Genomic DNA, 19,075 nt, shown 5'->3' on the forward strand with positions numbered 1-19,075 from the left:
ATACTATAATTTAAAGATTAAGGTGATCTACTTTTTTCTACAGGTGTTCGATCTGATTCCTGATACTTGCGCAAGTATATTTTAAGTGCATCAAAGACTTTTTTTTGATACATTTTTTAATTCATTTTTTAGTTTATCGTTTAACTGATACATTACTAATTTGGTATCGATAAGGGCATATACATAGGTTGATGTAACTATAAAATTTCGAATCTTTCTCTTATCAATATCATAAATATGAAAACTGAACAGATATACTTTTCTATTAAGATCATATACATCTATAACCGAAGCCTGTTCCCAAATTTTCTTCTTCTCGAATCGACCAGGAACATTTGAATGGACAAAAAGAAGATGTCCACAAATACTACTGTCTGCATTAACACCTAAAGCTGGTCTTGCCATTGTCTGTTCTGTTTTGTTTTTGAGATATGCGACTTTTATTTGTGCCTGTGATACCGTATCGATCGTGTTTCCACGATAATCCAATATTCCATCTTTATCTGCTACTATGTATTCGTTCCTGTAGGTATAGATATAAACGATTCGCTTCATTTCTGCACTATAATGAAGCATTCCATCGGTATCAAAAACTCCATCGATTTGTTTTTGCAACAAGCTCGGGGCTAATTTTATCTTAGATTCCTTTCCTGATTCAAAAATTCCTAAAATATTAGTACTACTAGTTTTATGAATACCCCTAAAGGCAAACGCATTACTGTCAATTGGCACAGCTATATTAAAGTAAGGAAGTTTTGTATTTTGTAGTTTCCCTCCCCAAGCAGTTGTTTTTCCTTTAAAAATTGCCGGACTCCTGCCGTCTAAAATGTAGAAATATGGTGGTTGAACACGTATTTTCAGTGATTTAAAGGAAAAGGTGTCGCGATCAATTTTTATTCTTATTTTTTTCTGTTGCAAATGGGAATCAATAGACAATAGATAAAGAGGAACCGTTGAATTTCCAAGATATACATTGCCATCGCCTGAACCCGCAAAATAATACGAATTATATTTTAGATCGATAGTATGTTTCAAAGTAACAGGCTGGTGTGGATAACGTCTGATAAAAGGATTTTGACGGTGCATAATTTGCTCCGATGAAAGAAATAATACAATAACAATTACCGTACTTACTAATAGTCCTAAAAATAATTGAAAAGGATAAAACAATTTCCATTTATTATTTCTTTCCTGAATTAGGTTATGATTTAACCATAGTGCAATTCCGCCTATCATTACAAAGAAAATATTGAATAAAAGATGCTGCTGCCAACTCATTTTCTCCAAAATCCCGCCGCAGGAACAAGGAAGAAATGAACTATAATTTAACATAATAAAAATATATGCAGTAAACATTACCATTAAACAAAATCCTGTATAAAGAGCTTTAATTCTAGTTTTTGGAAATAGAAGAAAAAATACAAGACTAAATTCCACAATTAATACAGTCCATGAAACCCATTCTGCGAAGGCGCTTAATAAAGGAGATTGTGCTAATTGGACTTGAAATTTTTCAAAGTCAAGGCTTTTGTTCATGGCTGCGTAGACAAACAAAAGGATATAGAGTAGACAAATTATCTCTATTATAATTTTTTTAAATCCCGTTTTCACATTCAGTATCATAATTACTCGATTTGAATTCAATAATGTAAAATTCTGAATTCCAAGCCTACAACACTTACACTATCGGGATCAAAAATTAATTATGAAGGATTAAAGTGATCCAATGGCAAAAAACCATCGGCTCTGCCTCTGCCGAGTTCTTTTGGAGGAAATCCAAACTGCTTCTTGAATGATTTAGAAAAATTAGGATAGCTATTAAAACCGTTCATAAAGGAAATATTCTTCAGCGGAATATCGGTCTGCTCTATCATAAGGTAAGCCCTTTTTAGGCGCTGCTCTGTATAAAATTTGTAGACGCTTGTATGGAAAAAATGCCTGAATGCATCTTTGAGTTTAAAATCATTTGTACCGAACTGTCTTGCTAGTTCTTTAACAGATGGTAATGGTTCAGTCAAATTCGCCAGTACATAATCATAAACCCGCTGTATTAAGCGCGCATCAGTTTGTTTGAAATTAGAATGCCTGCTTAATTTAATTTCAAATGATTCCGAAACAGCTTCATTAACCTTGAGAAAGGGAGCCACAAAACTAAGGACGGTAAATTTACCATCCGATAATCTCGATACGGAACACTCTGCTGTTACAATCAGCTTTTTGAATGTTATAAAATTCAGTGTAATGATTTCCCCTGATAAAAGCATTTCTTCCAGTTCTTTTCTCTCAAGGTCAGACATAGTACTAAAGTCATCGTTTAAGAAATCCTGTATCGGACGTCTGAGCATTTCTGCTGCATTATAACCCAAAATTTCCAAGGCGCCTTGATTTATATTTTTTATGGAATGGTTTTCATCTAAAATAAAAGTTGCAAGTGTTACCATCCTATGAGTAACATAGGGATTTACAAAACCGGAATGAAAGGCAGACTCTTTAAGTTCTTCGGCAACCATGTTTACAAGGACTACCAGTGTTTCAATTTCGTCGTCATAACTGCTAAGGGGAATATGACCATTGAAGTTGCCCCGTGCTATCTCAAATAACATCTTGTGCATGGATATTAGCCGCTGGCGATTGTGGGGTCTCTTCATCAGTCCTGATTTTATATATTTACGTCTGCCTAGTTAGATCTATTTCTATAGAAAGCCTTTAAGATAATCCATTGCCTCCTGCTCAATAGTAAAAATTCGGGTAGGTACAGAGGGCTTGTTGATTTCCAGATAAAAAGTGCTCATCGTCATAGAAACGTTTTCACTTCCAATCAATGCGACTGCTTTTGCAAGCAGAGATCCGGATTTAGCCAGATAGTCTCTGGCTGCTTTGTCAATCGAAGCTATGCCCCTTGTATCACAAAACACTGGTAATTGTCTCTCATTTTGAAATGCAATCCTGTCAGCTACAACACGCATAGCCACTTCTAAATCAATTGCAGTATTGGGCTTGTATTCGAAAAAAAGAATTCCCTTTTCAATCCAAAACCTCGCATTTTGATTCTCATAAGATTCATGTGCCGCAATCATGTCCTATTAGTTTTTAAATAAAGGGTTGTAATTTAACAAAAATATAAAGATTAAGAAACATTGTAATTGTCAATTGTGGATTATTTCTTGCAAAACACACTAATTTGTTGTTAAATCGGGAATTACCCTTGCCTAATTGGGAGTAAAATATCTGTCAATAAAAGTACTTTCAATTTTTATAAGGAATTTTAGATGTCTGTTTTTCAGATATTTAAAAAATAATAATTCTAAAACTTAAAACCTTATAAAAAATGGCAAAAATAAAGCACAACAATTTTATTGATACAGTTGACACCGTTTTTTCAAATGCAAAAGAAAAAGGCATATTACACCTTTACGCTGAAGGTGAATATCTTAATGGACGAAGTGTAAAAATTAACGGAAGGGAAATGCTCCACTTCGGAACTACCGGTTATCTTGGACTCGAACAGGACAAAAGGCTAAAAGAGGCAGCAATAAGCGCCATCACTAATTATGGAACGCAGTTCCCGCTTTCTAAAACCTATCTTTCCCATCCCTTATATGCTGAGTTGGAAAGCAAGATTGAGAAGATGTACAATATATCGCCAATCATAACTAAGAACAGTACCCTTGGACATATGGCAATCATCCCAACCCTAATTAGAGATGAAGATGCAGTAATCATCGATCATCAGGCACATTGGAGTGTGCAGAATGCCTGTCAGGTTCTTAAACTTAGGGGAATACCAGTGGAGATGATACGCCATAATAACCTCCAAATGCTTGAAGATAAAATTCGGATGTTAGGCGGCAAATCGGGGAAAATCTGGTACATGGCAGATGGTGTTTATTCTATGTACGGAGATTACGCGCCGGTACAGGAGCTGTTGAACCTTGCCCGAAAGTATCCGCAGCTCCACCTCTATTTTGATGATGTCCATGGAATGAGCTGGAAAGGAAAAAATGGGACAGGTTTTATATTTGACGCAATTGGAACGTTACAAGAAAATATTGTGGTTGTCAGCACGCTGAGCAAGACATTTGGTGCCAGCGGTGCAACATTTTTCTGCAGCGATCGTAAATTACACGAAAAAATTAAAACTTTTGGCGGTCCCCTTACCTTCTCTGCTCAGCTTGAACCGGCATCAGTTGCCGCCGCAATCGCATCGTGCGACATTCATCTCTCTGCGGAAATCTATAACCACCAAGCTGAACTTGCCAAAAAAACAGCCCATTTCAGCAAGCTCCTTTCAAACAGCAGCCTGCCCCTAGTCTCTGATAACGACTCTCCCGTTTTTTTTCTTGGAATGGGGACACCCGCTACTGCTTATAATTTTACCAAACGTCTCTATTCAGAAGGTTTTTATCTCAACCTTGGTATCTATCCGGCAGTTCCTATAAAAAATACCGGAATCCGTATCACTATATCTGCGCATAATAAAATTGAAGATATTACAGATCTTGCCCGTGCAATGGATCACCACTTTCACAAAGCAGTTGAAGAAACCGGAAGCAGCGACCAAAAAATACGACAGGCTTTTAGAATGGACATCAAAACGAAGCTCCCTGTTATAAAACAGCAAACAGAATTGCTGCAGATTGAAGAAAAAGTAACAATCGAAAACATCGACAAGCAGGAATGGAACAAGTATCTGGGTGCTTATAATATTTTGGATTGGGAAGGAATGCAGTATCTCGAGCAGACTTTCGCAAACGCTAAAGATCCATGCAATAGATGGGATTTTTTCTATTATATAATTCGTGACCAGAACATGCAAGTGGTTTTAATGACCTACTGTACGTTGGGGATCTGGAAAGATGATATGCTGGCTACAGAATCTGTATCAAGGCACCTTGAAGAGATTAGAAAAACAGATACCATGCATATGACTTCCAAGGTATTAAGTACCGGCTCATTGTTTACTGAGGGACTGCACTGCTATATTGATAAAGATCATCCTCTGGCAGAGCATTCAATGAGGATACTATTAAATAAGCTTGAGGAATCATACAATTCGCTGGATGCCGACATGCTCGTTCTTCGTGATTTTGAAATCGGATTCCGCTGGGATGAAATGATAAGAAACCAAGGATATTTCAGGATCGATATGCCTGAATCATGTGTTATCAATAATAAAAACTTCCCGGCAATTGAGAATTATGGTTCACTACTTTCCACTCGTTCCCGTCAGCATTTTAATCGGGAAATACTGCCGTATGAAAAATTCTATGATGTTGAAATAAAAGATTGTCTGACAGAGGAAGAGCTAAACAGGGCCTACCGTTTGTATAGCAATGTAAAAGAGCGCAACCTTGCTATAAATACTTTTCCATATAGCAGGGAAGTGTTTAAAAAAATGAACAGCTGTCCAAACTGGGAGTTTATAATCCTAACCCTCAAAGATGCCCCTGAAGAGAATTTAGTCGGGGTAATGTTCTGTTATAAAAATTCAGGAAATGTATATGTACCTGAACTTATCGGCATGGACTACATTGCTGGCGATGGCTTCAACTTGTACAGACAGCTTTTGTACCAAACAATCAAAAGAGCACGAGAACTTGAAATTGAACGAATCGATTTCGGCATATCGGCAAGTTTTGAGAAGAAAAAACTTGGAGCTTCTATAATACCGAAGGTTGCTTACGTACAAGCCCGGGATAACTACGCTATGGAACTCATGCAGACACTGCAGAATGAAGCCAATACCGCACGCTAATATAATACATTTTAATTTCCAACGAAAAGTAACGCTATAATGTATCTGGGCAGTAATACCCATGCTTTTCCTTGTTCAAATAAATCTAAATTCTGTTGCCATGATAAGATCTACATGTGAGAACGCACTTCAGGTTATTCGAAAAGCAGAACAGGAATTCAGCTTAGATCCTGAACATATAATTGAAAAATCCTACCACATGACTACCGTGCTCCGAAACTTGCTTTGTACGGTCAAAAAAAATGTGTTAGAAAAAGGTTTCTCCGATGAAAATGAAGAAATTAATTTTTTTAAAAGTATCAAACCCCAAATACTTGGAAAACTGATTTTCTATAATAAAGTTTTCCGAATTGAAGCTTCCTGTCCGGTTGTAACCGGTAAAATGCATCATAAATATTTTTCCAATGAGCTTAATCTCCTCAAGCAAGAATATAAAGAGCACTTTTATAACACTGATTTTTATCGCTATTATCGCACGGGAAGAACCGAATGGGACCATCATTTCTTTTGTCGGGGAAAAATAGACCTTCATGAAGGAGTTAATAGTTTTGTTTTTGAAATTGACACTCAATTTTCTACCTATTATGATTATAAGGTAGCTCGTATAATTGCTAATGAACTGCTTTACAGTTACCTCGTTTCTAAAATTGAACCTGACACCCAGCAGGCGACCATTTTTTCAGACGGAAACGTAGCTAACAGAGATTTTTTCTGGACAGATTCAAAGAATGCTCTGATCGAATTAATTTACGCACTTCACGCATCGGGCAGTATTTCTCATGGAAAAGCCGGAATCCGTAAAATCAGTATGGTTTTCCAGTTGCTTTTTAGGATCCAGCTCGGCGATGTCCATCATGCCTATCATAGGATGAAAGACAGGGCTGACAGCAAAAGTATTTTTCTGGATCAGCTGAAATTATCGCTTAAACAGCACATGGAAAAAGAGGTCTAATTTTTTTAAACTTGCAATTTTCTTGCCAATGAGGTGCAATTGGCATCAAATGGCTACTAGTATATAATTACTTCTATATGCTCAATTCCCCCAGTAAATCAGCAACTCATCTTATTTTTCATTCAGTTAAAATTTTCATAAAACAGCATTTTACATTGGCTGATATTGGCAATGAAAAACTTTTGCCATTAGCAATTTTGCATCACTAATGTAAAACACACAGTCATGAATATAGACAGAATGGAATTCATTTCCTGGATGGAACGAATCATAGAACGTTTCGACCTTTTGAGCGCGCATATCAGTGAACTTGAAAAAAAACGCGGAAGTGTTGACGGCGAAGAACTATTGGATAATCAGGATATATTGCAGATGCTTAAAATAAGCGGGAGATCACTCCAGCGTTACCGATCAATCGGCAAGCTCCCCTACTATACCATCAGTGGAAAAATATATTATAAGCTATCAGACGTACACCAGTTTATCAGAGAAAGTATTAATGTCCGAATGCCAAAAACATACGCCAGAGAGTGAAAAATAAGGCCAATAGATTCCAGCTTTTAGTGAGCTACTTTTCACCTTTTAATTTCGCAATTGAATTTAAAATTAAAGATCATGAGCGAACAAATTAAAGATACACTAAATACTCCTGAAGAGTTGTCAGATATACTGCTGGTATTCGATAAAGAGAAAAAGAAAATCATGGCGGTAAAAGGCATTGACCAAAATGGTAATCTGGAAACCGTTGACCCTACCCACAAAAATCAGAATCAATTTATGCGGGTAGACAAGCACGGAGATGTGTTTTCAAATTTCTTTTCTAATTTTTTCAGCCAACTGAAGAACCCAACTAATTTTTCGTTCTTCAAAATCCCTGCTCTGCTGGCTGTTGATACTTCAAAAGAGATGCAGAAACATTTAGATCATCCTACACTTGAAGGTGAGCAATTAATGAAACAGCACGAAGTAAAAGATTATAAACAAAAAAATGAAATTAATATGGAAACAGCACAGACAAATCCGGAAACAAGTGAATACAAATACAAACCGGAACAAATCGATTGGGAAACATTAAACCATTTGGGTTTAAGCAAAGAAAAACTTGAAAAAATGAGCCTGCTTGATCCGCTACTCAAAGGATACAAAACAAATGAACTTGTACCGGTAAGTCTTAATCTTGGTACTGCAGTAACAAGAATGGATGCCCGTTTATCGCTTAAACAAAATGACGAAGGACAGGTCGTATTGGCCATTCATGGCATCCGAAAAGAACCTAATCTGAATTATCCTTTTTTCGGTCACGAGTTCAGCAAGGAAGATAAAGACAATCTGCTACAAACAGGCAATATGGGACGCGTAGTAGATCTCACCAATCCGAAAAACAATGAGATCATGCCCTCCATTATCAGTATAGACAGGCTGACCAATGAGGTGATAGCACTGCGCACGGATTTCATTAAAATTCCCGATGAAATTAAAGGAATTAAGCTGAGTGAAGAGCAAAAGCAAACCTTACTGGAAGGGAAGCCGCTTGCTTTAGAAGGAATGGTTTCCAAGAAAGGAACAGCCTTTGATGCATCTGTGCAATTCAATGCAGATAAACGTTTTGTTGAATTTCTCTTTGACCGAAATGATTCTAATAAACAGACACAAGGCAATCAGCAGAACCAAACTCAGGGAGCACCTAAAAACTTTAGAGATAAGGAACTCAATAATGAGCAATACCAAAAGCTCAAAGATGGTCAGACGGTTTATATCAGCGGCTTAGTGGATAAAAAAGGAAAAGAATACAATGGATATATCACCTACAACAAGGAAACCAATAAAACAGATTTTTCATTTCAAAATCCAGATAAAATCAAAGAACAGATAAAACCTTCTGAAGCCCATAAAACGCAGACCGCTGTCAATTCCGAAGGCAAAACTAATGAAGCTACTAAGAACATAAAGGAGCCATTAAAATCAGGTCAGACAAATCCTGATGACAAGAAACAACAGGAACAACAAGAAGAATCTAACTCAACTGCTAAATCAAAAGGGCGTAAAATGTAATAAAATATGATAACAATAATTGCAGAAAAGCCCAGTGTAGCAAGGGAAATAGCCGTTATAATCAGAGCCACCGAAAAAAAAGATGGCTACCTGACAGGTAACGGCTATTTTGTTACATGGGCACTGGGCCATCTTGTAGGATTAGGGATGCCCGAAGATTACGGCATCACAGGATTTGACAAAGCATCACTGCCGATACTTCCAAACCCTTTTTTACTGACTGTCAGAAAGGTCAGTAAAAATCAAGGGGATTCTGTAGATACAGGAGCGCTAAAACAACTAAGAATCATTAGAGAGCTCTTTGACAACAGCGATAATATTATTGTCGCCACCGATGCAGGACGTGAGGGCGAACTCATTTTTAGGTACATATACGAATACTTGAAGTGCAATAAACCCTTTAAGCGACTTTGGATAAGCTCCCTTACTGAAAAAGCCATTAAAGTAGGTTTTGATAATCTCAAAGACGGAAAAGAATTTGACGGATTATATAACGCAGCACAAGCCAGGAGCCGTGCCGACTGGCTAGTGGGTATCAATGCCACACAAGCGCTCTCCATTGCATTAGCAAACGGGGTTTATTCACTAGGAAGAGTGCAGACACCTACATTGGCTTTAATATGCAAACGCTATCTGGAAAACAGGAGTTTCAAAGTAAAAAATTACTGGCAGATACAGTTGTCCCATAACAAAGAAATGATAGATTTTAAAAGTATCTCAAAAATCAAATGGGAAGACAAAAAACTAGCCACTGATGTGTTGAAAGCCATTGCGCGAAACCAAACGGCAATAATTACATCCCAAGTGACCAAAAGCATTACAGAGCAACCGCCTTTATTGTTCGACCTTACCGGCCTGCAAAAAGAAGCCAATAAAAAATTAAACCTTTCGGCCGAAGAAACCCTCAACATTTCCCAGAGCCTTTACGAACAGAAATTTATCACATACCCACGTACCGCAAGCAAATACATTCCTGAAGATATGTGGGCAGAGATTCCTAATCTTGTAAGAGCTTTACAAAAGAGGGAAAATATTAAACAAAACCTATCTCAAATGAAATGGCGCCGTTTTAATAAACATATCGTGAACGATTTGCGTGTCACTGACCATCATGGATTATTAACTACTGATAAAATGCCATCAGCCCTGAATCCAAAGGAAAATGCGATTTATAATATGATTGCCTTTCGATTACTCGAAGCCGTTTCACAACCCTGTATCAAAGAGATAACTGATGTCGACTTACAGGTACTGCATTATGATTTTATATCAAAAGGCTGTAAGATTATAGAATCCGGGTGGCGTTCCATTAGAGGCAGTTTCCTCGATGATGATACAGAACATGTAATGGATTTGCCTGAGCTGAAAAAGGACGATGAACTTAAAATAAAAGAAGCTTCCGTTCTGGAAAAGAAAACCAAACCGCCTGTGCTTTACACTGAAGCAGGCCTTTTGTCAGCTATGGAAAGTGCCGGAAATGATATCGAAAATCAAGGTGAGCGAAAGGTTTTACAAAATTTAGGTATCGGCACTGCAGCTACAAGGGCATCAATTATCGAAATATTGTTTACCCGTAATTACATAAATAGGGAAAAGAAATCTCTGGTACCAACCGAAAAGGGATTATTGGTATACGAATTGGTCAAAGAAAAAAAAATAGCAGATGTGGCTATGACTGCCCAATGGGAACTTGCATTGGAAAAAATCGAAAACAACGAATCAGATGCAGGAAAATTTCAAAAGCAAACGGAAAATTACACTGCATCTATTGCCAATGAATTGTTGCAGACTCCAATTGCCAAAAACAACTTGCCAGACCTCATATGCCCTAAATGTAAAAGCCAACAACTTATTATACGTGACAAAATAGTAAAGTGTCCTGAAGGGACTTGCAACTGGATACAGTTCCGCAATGTCTGCGGTGCGCAAATCAGTATAGACAATATTAAAAGTCTTGTCAGCAAGGGTACAACTTTACTCATTAAAGGAATGAAAAGCAGGTCAGGAAAGAAATTCGATGCGTACATCGTACTGAACGATAATGCCGAAACTACCTTTGAATTTGCCAAAAACAAAAGCTTCCCAAGTAATGGAAAATAAACCCACCCTTAGCACTATGGAAATCAGAAATCAGATTTATTCCATACGCGGAAAGCAGGTTATGCTCGATAGCAACCTTGCTTCCTTATACCAGGTTGAAACAAAGAACCTCAACAAAGCCGTAAAAAGGAATATAGAAAGGTTTCCTGAATCCTTTTGTTTTCAATTGAATGAAGAGGAAGCTGAAATCTTGAGGTTCCAAATTGGAACCTCAGGTTTGAGTTATGGTGGAAGACGCTATTTACCTTATGTTTTTACCGAACAGGGTGTTGCCATGGCTTCCGCTATACTGCGTTCCCACATTGCCGTTAAGGTCAGTGTAGAAATTATGGAAGCCTTTGTAGAAATGCGTAGAATACTTATGAGCAACGCCTCTCTTTTTCATCGATTAGATAAGATTGAATTCAAACAATTAGAGGCGAACCAAAAAATTGAAGAAATTTTTAAGGCTTTGGAAAGCGATAAGCTCCATAGCGAAAAAGGGATTTTCTACAACGGGCAGATTTTTGATGCTTATGCCTTTGTTTCCGATATTATCCGAAATGCCAAAAACTCAATTATCCTACTTGATAATTATGTCGATGACACGGTACTAACTTTACTGGGTAAACGCAGCGATGATGTCACCGCAACTATTTATACCAAAAGTATTAGCAATCAGCTGCGGCTGGATGTTCAGCGATACAACAGCCAATATCCCAGGATTGAAATCGAAATTTTCTCTGATGCTCACGACCGTTTTTTGATAATTGACGATACGGAACTCTATCACATTGGAGCCTCGCTCAAGGATTTGGGTAAAAAATGGTTTGCCTTTTCAAGAATCGATATTGAGGTGGGCAAAATGCTGCAAATTTTGAACAATTAAATAAATTAACCCTCTGAATAATTCGAGGGTTTTGTTTTATTTTGGACTTACAGAAAAGCCTGGCCCTGGTCAAAACTTTAACTTAGCATCTAATTTTACTCGCTCTTCTTAGTCCTATCCTTTTGTATCAAATGCTTTAAATTGGGATCATTCTTTATACGTTCCAATTCGGTTTCTATAACTAGTACAATATCCGTTTTTACCTGCCTGTAATTATCCTCTATTGCCTGTTTTATATTGTCTTTCCCGTTTTCGTCAATAAAAGATAAGATTTCAGGAATTTTTTGATAGTCTTTAGTTTCGGAAGCAACCTTTTGATTATCCACGACAATTTCAGCATGGAAGATTTTCTGCTCGATGCGTTCATCAAAATTGTCCGATACAGAACCAACAAAAAAGCCTTGTGTCAGGGTGGATATTTTGGAAGCCGGTATAAGACTGTCCAATTGAGTTGATATTGAAGTTGATGTATCGTTGCGGTTGATGCTCATGCTCTGCCTTTTCTGCAATACTTTCCCGAATCTTTCCGAAAGGCTTTTTGCAGTTTCTCCGACCACTTGGCCGCTAAAAATATTACCTACGGTGTTCTGAATTACCTTGCTCTCTTTGTCGCCATAATCCCTTGTCAGCTGGGAATAATCCTGAAAGCCCAAACAAACAGCCACCTTATTACTTCTGGCGGTTGCAATAAGGTTATCCAGTCCCCTAAAGTATATAGTGGGCAGCTCGTCTATGATAACCGAACTCTTTAACTGACCCTTTTTGTTTATAAGTTTAACGATACGTGAATTGTATAATCCCAGCGCAGCAGAATAGATATTTTGGCGGTCAGGATTATTGCCTACGCATAATATCTTAGGCTCTTTGGGATTGTTGATATCCAATGAAAAATCATCTCCTGTCATAACCCAGTACAGTTGAGGCGAAATCATTCTTGACAAAGGGATTTTTGCAGAGGCTATCTGTCCCTGCAACTGATCCTGTGCCCCTCCCTGCCACGCGTCCATAAAAGGCGACAGATAGTTTTCCAAATCGGGATATGAGGTTAAAATAGTAAATACGTCTGAGTATTTTTTATTCAAGAGTTCTATCGCGTGTGGGAATGTGCAATATTTACCGTCGTCATAAATTTTCAGGTACCAAATGATTGCAGCCAAAAGGATAATTGGGCTTTCGACGAAAAAATCGCCCTGCTTCTGTATCCAGCTACGATTGAGGTTCAGCATTATCGTATATGCTGCTTCATAAGCATCCGAGATATCCGTCATGAAATCAGGATTAAGAGGATTGCAACGGTGGCTCTTTCGGGGGTCATCAAAGTTGATGACATAGAATTTTGGTTGTACTTTGTATTTATCGCTGTGCTTCAATAAATGATTATATGCAATGGTAGAAAGGTCATCAAATTTGAAATCGTAGATGTACATTGAAAAACCTTTCTCAATCTGCTGTTTGATGTAATTGTTTACAATTGCATACGATTTTCCTGAGCCTGGAGTACCTAAGACTATCGTTGCCCGAAAAGGATTAACTATGTTAATCCAGCCATTGTTCCATTTTCCTTTGTAATAAAACTTCGTAGGTAGATTGACAGAGTATTCGTTTTCCATCAGTATTGTTTCCTGCTGAAAGCTTTCGTTCTCATAGTTAAAAACATCTTCCATTAGATTATTACGAAGCAGACGGCTCATCCATATTCCTGATACCATTAAAGCGATATAACCTAAACTAGTACTAAGGACATAAAGAATTATGGAGATAGTTATTGATAGCCTTAATAAAGGTGTGTTCAGAAAAAACAGAACAAAGCCAATTGCTAAAGTCATATAAATTTTAGCCCATGTTATCTTCTGGTTTTTAACTCCCTTTGAACCCAGGCAGCTTAATCCTAATAACACTAAGGCAAATACTTTGGTATAAAGAGTATGCGAAAACAATCCCGCGGTACGCTGAAAATTGCCTAATATTTTGTTGATTACCTCTAGTGTCCAGCCCCGATCTATAAAGTAACCGTAGCAAAACCAATAAAGGTGCATCAGTATCAATAGGATACTTACTGCCCGCATAAAAGCCATAATTTTGGCTAATCCTCTTAAATCATCTTCTCCCTGCATTATTTTAATTTTAAATGTTCAGGCATGAATTTAAAAGCTGTTCAGCTAGGCTATTTCAATGTGGAAGTCATAGGCGGTGTGTGGCGGTGTTCGGCTGAATTCTTATTTCTGACCTCTTTGGCGGTTTCTTTTTTTCTTCATTCTGTTGGCAAAATCCTGTTCCTGATAATCTTCGCCGTTGCCTTCTGGCAATAAGCCGCCTAATGCTTCAATTAAACCCTCTTCGTGTTTTTCAGCAGTACTCCTCAGGAAGTCGAACAAATGATGGGGTTCCTCTGCAGGAAGATCTCCATCATTTAATGTGGATATTTTCGATTGTAGTTCGACTGGCTCTTTAATCTCAGGTGCGATATTATTGTTCCAGTAATCATTAAAAATATTGGCAGAAAACTCTTTGCCCAATCTGGAGCCGTTCCACACTGTTTTAGAATTAAAGTCTATAAAGGTAATTCCGTAAATACGTCCTGTATCATTTCTCCGTGCTACCACGTTAATTCCTTGCTCCCCTAACTGTTTTTTAAAAGCCTCCTCATTACTTGTTAATTGAAGGGCAATGGTAACGGCAGCTTTAATGGTCGGCTTTGCCGGGTGGTCTTTTAAAGTTTCTTTGTATTTTGTATAATTCAATTCCAGAGCCGGCAGTCCAGCATTCTTTCCAAATAAAGAAGCCTTGAAAGGATGTCCAGCTCTTTTGCCTTTTTCATTCAAAGGGATATATAACAAACCCTCCTGCATTTTTCCCTTCAGCTCGCCCTGCAATTTTTCGGTGGTAATATTAAAAAGAGAAAGCAAGGCATTGAATTCTCCTAAAGTTTGGAATTGATAATATTTAGCCAGGTGACGAACTACGGAAGCTATCTGACTTTTAACATCACCTGCCTTATAATCTACAGGACGGAAAACCTTGTCTATCTGTTTATGCTCTTTATCTGTTGCAGGTATCAATCCATATTTCCTTTCAAGTTCACGGCAGACGTTCATAGAGCGTATTTTCTCATAACTATCCGAAATCTTTTTACCCTGTTCATCAACGCACACCGATACAATATGGATATGGCTACGGTCAATATCAGTATGTTTGAACACCACATAAGGCTGCTGTCCATAACCCATTTCCTGCATATACGCATCTGCCATTTCCATGAACCTGTCGTCACTTACTTTGTCTTTCGGATCGGGATTAATCGAGATATGCAACGTATGTTTCTCTGTATTGCGGTTGGCAATGAGATAAGGAGTAAAAGATTGGGCTAATTGTGCAACGGAATAATTACCGTTAGCGGTTTCAATAATCTTATTACCAAACAATATTTCCCCTTTTTCATTCTCAACTTTGAGCTGGTTGTAGGCTAAAGCTCCGTATAAATTTGCGCTTCTCCCGATTTTTACTATCATTTCTAAGGCTGTTTTTTCAGATATTTTGCGTCAAATTCTTCAGTTATCTGTATGATTTTTTGGCATAGTGCCGCCATTTCAGCAGTTTGTTTTTCCAATTTATAGAGAAAAGCCGCCGCCTTTTTCTCGGAAAAATGACGGTACAATAGCTTTACAATCTGGTTATAATTCACGCCTACGGAGCGGAACTGACTGTGAAACGAAGTCAACCGCATATAAAAATCAACTGTTCCTTTATCAATTTTAATCGATTTCATCTCCTTGCTGAAAAGCAGCGAGGTAATAAATTTTGCTTTGTTGGGAATTCCCGATGTTTCAAAAAGCGATAAAAGTTTGGCATTTTCCGTATCCGTCAGACGAAATACATGGCGGTGGATGCTCGGGTCGCTTTTGGGCTTGCGTCCACCCTTGTGTTTTTTGTTGTTATTGTTCTCCCTCATTATTTATTCATTATTAAATTTTATATAAAAACCTGACTTCGGAAGGTTTTTTCAGCCCCCGGCAAGGCAAGTTGTTTTGAGGCACTAACTCGGTTTAGAGTGCCTCAAAACACAACTTGCCGTGTTCTGGTGAACACAAAAATCCGCCCTTCGGGACGGATTAAATGTAACAGGGAAAACGGCTCGAAGCCATTTCGTTATTCTCCGTTTTTTCAGTAGTCGTTGCATAAATCCTTATAATAAAAATTCGTTTTACAAAGTAAATCCAAGTTTATAAAAGGAATGTAATATGAAGAAGTACCAAACACTTCCTTTAAGCGACAAGCAATGCCACACTCATACAGTGCAACAAAAATGATTAGTCCTTTGTGTTTGAATGTTGGCAGGAGGACAATCAGCCCGTACTTCAGGACACGTGTATTGGGCCCATTCTAGGTTGCATATCATCTGGTTTTCATGATTGCTAGAATGCAAGATCGCAACAATGCGGAAATGTCGGAAAGCGTGACGGCATGACGTGAGACTATCTTGAATTCGTGAAGGAGTGTTTGAAAGAATATAAGTAAGATGGAATTCCCGCCTGACTAGATACAGGAGTTAATGCAGTGATGCTGTACTTAAAAAAAACAGGCGGCCAGAAATGCCGTCCGGCATCCCTGACAGCTACCCGAAGCTAAATAGTAAGCTTGCAATCAGTGTGCCTCCAAAACTGTATTGCTAGGATATATAAACTTTAAATTATCAAATATGAACACAAAAAAGAAACCTCTGTTTATCGCCTTTTCATCTCAAAAAGGTGGTGTTGGCAAAAGTACATTTACAACCCTTCTAGCAAGTTTGCTGCACTATCGGTTGGGCTACAACGTAGCCGTATTTGATGCAGATTTTCCACAGCACAGCCTTGTGAAAATGAAGACAAGGGATTTGGCAATGGTAATGGAAAACGAAGCTTTGAAAAAGTTGGCGTATAGACAGTTTACTACCCTCAGCAAAAAAGCCTATCCCATTATGCCGTACAAAGCAGACAGCGTATTGGAAGCGGCTCAAGAGTTTGTAAATGATTCTCCCATTCCTGTTGATGTTGTATTCTTCGACCTGCCCGGAACCGTAAACACGCCCGGCATCCTGAAAGCATTGGCAGGAATGCACCACATTTTTAGCCCGATCACGGCCGACCGTGTGGTAATGGAAAGTACACTGATCTTCACACAGCTTTTGCAGGATGTGATTATGAAAAAAGGGGAAACTTCCATAGAAACTATTAACCTGTTCTGGAACCAGGTTGACGGCAGGGAAAGCACGCCTTTGTATAAAGTGTATAGCCAACTTATTGAACAATTAGGTTTAAGCCTTATGCAAAGCCAAATCAAAAGCAGCACACGTTTTCGCAAAGAAAGTGAAGTAGACAGCAAAACCGTTTTCCGTTCCACCATATTGCCTCCAGATGAACGCTTGATGAAAGCGTGTCAATTAGACCTTTTCATAGACGAATTTTTAAAAATTATTCAATTGTAGATCTATGGAAAAGGAAAATAAGAGAAAAACCCCGCCGGACATTAATGAAGAATTGATGATGGACCTGATGGTTGACGGCGTCAAAAAAGAAGGGATACAGTTTCCGCCTGAACCAATCGAAGAGACACAAAAGATAGATGTAAAACAGGAAGAGTCACTGTCGATTAAACCTGTACAAAGGGAAAAGAACCGAGCAAAGAAAAGTGTTGACGGAAGTTATGGGGGCCACTTTTTGAAAACCCACTCAATGACCAAGCGTGGAGAGAAGAGTATTTACATACGTCAGGAATATCACGAACGTTTGTCCCGCATTGTTCAGGTAATAGGAAAAGATCAGATACCGCTGTATGCTTATCTCGACAATATTCTCGAACATCATTTTGAAATATTTGAGAAAGCAATTACTGAAGATTTTAATGAAAAGTTTAAACCCATTTTTTAATATTATTATTATGAAAAATTCATTTAAGAAAACCAAGCTGCCTGTACAAATCGGGCAATACAAAGACAATTATTTACAACCAACAGAATTTATAGCCAGAAACGGCAAATCGGTATATATCAGTGAGGATTTTCACAGGAAGATATCCTGTATTGTTTTTATCCTGGGCGATGGAAAAATCACAATCTCAGATTACATGTATAATGTACTAAAGCAGCATTTTCAGGATTTTGGAGAGGATATAAAGACACTCCATATTGAAAAACAAAAACCAATTCTTTGATTATGGAAACAGTTATTGTGATATGCCTGCTAATAGTCATAGTCCTTCGTATGCAGGACAAGATTATCATTCAAAATAGGTTTAGGCAACAGCAGCCGAAAAAAGAAAAAGTTAACCCGAACCTGCCAGATATTATGGGTCAGCCCAAGCTTGTAAGAAGCCTTTCAGTCCCAAACAATGCCAATGAAAGCCAAATCGAGGAAACAGAGGTGGATCCCCATAATTTTGACATTGAATACGACGAAAACGAAAACGTAAGTGTTCAAATTCCGCAGGAAGAGCTGGATGAAGTTTTCAGTAATATGCCTGATTTTGAACAGGAAGAAGAAGAATGGAACAGGTATGGAATATCCGGCGCAGATGACGGTTTTGCCCAAGGGGTTACCTTCGAGGAACTAAGCACCGTGGGGATGCTGCTTCAAAAAGATAGATTGGAGCCCTCTCAACAGGAAACAGCGATAGCTTTAGTTCAGAAAATACAGGGAACCGAATTATTTAGCCTGCTGGAAAATTCCATAGAAAGTGCTTCCCGAAAAATAGCCGAGCTATTGGACGGGAGCCTTTCTTTTGAAAAGGATTCAAGATCTTCCTATCTGCGGAACATTAATTTAAATGAATTTGATATTGGGGAGTATGTCTGAAAGGGCATACTCCCCTTTCTCGTTTAAAAAAATACGTCAAACTTAAAACGTTTGACGTTTTTTTATGCCAAAACACTGAGAATAGCGCCACAGCTAGCCAACTGATTCCACAGGTAGCCACTTCACTGCATGCATTCGATATTCATTACACTTTTGTTGCCAGAGCCCGCGTAGTGCGGGAATACAGTAACAATCTAAAGTGTTTCATTATGCAAAAACAAAGAAAAAAATTCCTGCCGGCAGTAATCATAATACTGTCATCCTTAAAGTTATCGGCGCAGGGAAACGGAACAGCAGGCATCACGGAAGCCACCCAAATGGTTACCTCCTATTTTGATCCTGCTACACAGCTCATCTACGCCATTGGAGCTGTTGTCGGTCTGATCGGCGGGGTTAAGGTGTACAATAAATTCAGCAGCGGAGATCCCGACACCTCAAAAACCGCGGCGAGCTGGTTCGGCGCTTGTATCTTCCTTATTGTCGCAGCTACCATCCTTCGCTCCTTCTTCCTTTAACCT

Annotated in this window: 17 protein-coding genes; 11 read left to right on the forward strand and 6 right to left on the reverse strand. The window is 38.3% G+C overall.

The window, feature by feature from the left end; all coding sequences use genetic code 11:
• Window positions 1–90 precede the first annotated feature (90 nt).
• The 3 genes from ACQKCJ_RS03535 to ACQKCJ_RS03545 all read right to left on the reverse strand — a co-directional run bounded on the left by ACQKCJ_RS03535 (window position 91) and on the right by ACQKCJ_RS03545 (window position 3,077).
• Complete coding sequence (locus tag ACQKCJ_RS03535) at window positions 91–1,623, reverse strand: MauE/DoxX family redox-associated membrane protein (RefSeq protein WP_427401383.1); 1,533 nt, start codon at window positions 1,621–1,623, stop codon at window positions 91–93.
• Between the two features lie 80 nt (window positions 1,624–1,703).
• Window positions 1,704–2,648, reverse strand: coding sequence for a helix-turn-helix domain-containing protein (locus ACQKCJ_RS03540; protein WP_427401384.1), 945 nt, complete (start codon window positions 2,646–2,648; stop codon window positions 1,704–1,706).
• Between the two features lie 45 nt (window positions 2,649–2,693).
• Entirely contained in the window at window positions 2,694–3,077 is a 384-nt protein-coding gene (locus ACQKCJ_RS03545; protein ID WP_427401385.1) for a hypothetical protein, read from the reverse strand.
• A 251-nt stretch (window positions 3,078–3,328) separates the two neighbouring features.
• On the opposite strand from ACQKCJ_RS03545, the gene ACQKCJ_RS03550 reads away from it, so the two are divergent.
• From ACQKCJ_RS03550 to ACQKCJ_RS03575, 6 genes are all read left to right on the forward strand, one after another.
• On the forward strand, window positions 3,329–5,755 hold the full coding sequence (locus ACQKCJ_RS03550; RefSeq protein ID WP_427401386.1) for an aminotransferase class I/II-fold pyridoxal phosphate-dependent enzyme: 2,427 nt from the start codon (window positions 3,329–3,331) through the stop codon (window positions 5,753–5,755).
• A gap of 103 nt (window positions 5,756–5,858) precedes the next feature.
• Window positions 5,859–6,707: an RteC domain-containing protein gene (locus ACQKCJ_RS03555; protein ID WP_427401428.1), complete on the forward strand. Its 849-nt coding sequence runs from the start codon at window positions 5,859–5,861 to the stop codon at window positions 6,705–6,707.
• A 225-nt stretch (window positions 6,708–6,932) separates the two neighbouring features.
• Entirely contained in the window at window positions 6,933–7,241 is a 309-nt protein-coding gene (locus tag ACQKCJ_RS03560) for a helix-turn-helix domain-containing protein (protein WP_427401387.1), read from the forward strand.
• Between the two features lie 81 nt (window positions 7,242–7,322).
• Window positions 7,323–8,759: a DUF3945 domain-containing protein gene (locus tag ACQKCJ_RS03565; protein WP_427401388.1), complete on the forward strand. Its 1,437-nt coding sequence runs from the start codon at window positions 7,323–7,325 to the stop codon at window positions 8,757–8,759.
• 6 nt (window positions 8,760–8,765) lie between these two features.
• Window positions 8,766–10,859 (forward strand): DNA topoisomerase, encoded by a 2,094-nt coding sequence (locus ACQKCJ_RS03570; RefSeq protein WP_427401389.1) that lies wholly within the window; start codon window positions 8,766–8,768, stop codon window positions 10,857–10,859.
• Window positions 10,849–11,727, forward strand: coding sequence for an ORF6N domain-containing protein (locus ACQKCJ_RS03575; RefSeq protein ID WP_427401390.1), 879 nt, complete (start codon window positions 10,849–10,851; stop codon window positions 11,725–11,727). The genes ACQKCJ_RS03570 and ACQKCJ_RS03575 overlap by 11 nt, the downstream gene beginning before the upstream one ends.
• Window positions 11,728–11,822: 95 nt before the next feature.
• On the opposite strand, the gene mobC is transcribed toward ACQKCJ_RS03575, so the two are convergent.
• The 3 genes from mobC to mobA all read right to left on the reverse strand — a co-directional run bounded on the left by mobC (window position 11,823) and on the right by mobA (window position 15,676).
• Complete coding sequence (gene mobC, locus ACQKCJ_RS03580; protein WP_427401391.1) at window positions 11,823–13,841, reverse strand: conjugal transfer protein MobC; 2,019 nt, start codon at window positions 13,839–13,841, stop codon at window positions 11,823–11,825.
• 102 nt (window positions 13,842–13,943) lie between these two features.
• Window positions 13,944–15,236 (reverse strand): conjugal transfer protein MobB, encoded by a 1,293-nt coding sequence (mobB, locus tag ACQKCJ_RS03585; protein ID WP_427401392.1) that lies wholly within the window; start codon window positions 15,234–15,236, stop codon window positions 13,944–13,946.
• Between the two features lie 2 nt (window positions 15,237–15,238).
• Entirely contained in the window at window positions 15,239–15,676 is a 438-nt protein-coding gene (gene mobA / locus ACQKCJ_RS03590) for a conjugal transfer protein MobA (RefSeq protein WP_427401393.1), read from the reverse strand.
• Between the two features lie 747 nt (window positions 15,677–16,423).
• Here mobA and ACQKCJ_RS03595 point away from each other — a divergent pair.
• The 5 genes from ACQKCJ_RS03595 (at window position 16,424) to ACQKCJ_RS03615 (ending at window position 19,072) form a co-directional block, all read left to right on the forward strand.
• Complete coding sequence (locus tag ACQKCJ_RS03595) at window positions 16,424–17,191, forward strand: ParA family protein (protein WP_427401394.1); 768 nt, start codon at window positions 16,424–16,426, stop codon at window positions 17,189–17,191.
• A 4-nt stretch (window positions 17,192–17,195) separates the two neighbouring features.
• Window positions 17,196–17,633, forward strand: a complete 438-nt coding sequence (locus ACQKCJ_RS03600) for a DUF3408 domain-containing protein (protein ID WP_427401395.1) — start codon at window positions 17,196–17,198, stop codon at window positions 17,631–17,633.
• Between the two features lie 10 nt (window positions 17,634–17,643).
• Window positions 17,644–17,916: a DUF3408 domain-containing protein gene (locus ACQKCJ_RS03605; RefSeq protein WP_427401396.1), complete on the forward strand. Its 273-nt coding sequence runs from the start codon at window positions 17,644–17,646 to the stop codon at window positions 17,914–17,916.
• A 2-nt stretch (window positions 17,917–17,918) separates the two neighbouring features.
• Window positions 17,919–18,557 carry a conjugal transfer protein TraD gene (locus ACQKCJ_RS03610; protein ID WP_427401397.1) on the forward strand — a complete coding sequence of 213 codons (639 nt, stop codon included), beginning with the start codon at window positions 17,919–17,921 and terminating at the stop codon, window positions 18,555–18,557.
• Window positions 18,558–18,766: 209 nt separating this feature from the next.
• Complete coding sequence (locus ACQKCJ_RS03615) at window positions 18,767–19,072, forward strand: DUF4134 domain-containing protein (protein WP_264529762.1); 306 nt, start codon at window positions 18,767–18,769, stop codon at window positions 19,070–19,072.
• Window positions 19,073–19,075 lie beyond the last annotated feature (3 nt).

The organism is Flavobacterium sp. NPDC079362 (genome assembly GCF_050267765.1).
Lineage (GTDB): Bacteria > Bacteroidota > Bacteroidia > Flavobacteriales > Flavobacteriaceae > Flavobacterium > Flavobacterium azizsancarii.